This is a genomic window from Chryseobacterium sp. DT-167 (genome assembly GCF_058310155.1).
Window position 1 is genome coordinate 1 of the sequence record NZ_JBZEEQ010000087.1, and the last position, 610, is coordinate 610.

General features: G+C 71.5%; 1 protein-coding gene. It reads left to right on the plus strand.

Features of this window, described 5'->3' with window-relative positions; all coding sequences use genetic code 11:
• Positions 1-348, plus strand: a 348-nt coding sequence (locus tag AC4FQ5_RS19895; RefSeq protein WP_491146366.1) for a sortase, incomplete at its 5' end; no start/stop codon positions are given.
• Positions 349-610: the final 262 nt, after the last annotated feature.

Genomic DNA, 610 nt, shown 5'->3' on the forward strand with positions numbered 1-610 from the left:
TCCTTCACGATCGAGGTCCTCGGGGAGGTTCTCGTCTACCGGGTGGTCGACGCGCGCGTCGTCGAACCGACCGAGACGGAGATGCTGGGCGCCGTGCCCGGGGACGACCTCGTGACGCTCGTGACGTGCACCCCTCTGGGCATCAACAGCCACCGCATCCTCGTGACGGCCGAGCGCGTACTCCCCACGCCGCCGGACGAGGTCGCGGCCTCGGGCCGGGACGCGGCGGGGCCGGGAGTGCCGTGGTGGGCCATCGCCGTCACGGCGGTCCTCGGGCTGCTCGGCGCGTACCTCCGCTGGGCCGGGGTGCAGGAGGCCGGCGTCCGCCGGGTGCGCGAGAGCCACTAGCGACGAGCCGCCGTCACGGTCGGTCCGTGGGAGCGCTCCCAAATTTTCCTTGACGGGGCGGGATCGGCCGTCGTATGGTTTCGGGACACCTCGTGAGAGCGCTCTCACAGCGTTGTTTGGGAGCGCTCCCACACCCACCAGGCACAAGGAAGTGACCGTGAAATCACCGCGCAACAAAGTCGCCGTGTCCGTCGCCGGCGCCGCAACCCTCGCCCTCATCGCCACCGGATGCGCCGCGTCAGCGGGCGACGGCGGCGGCGAC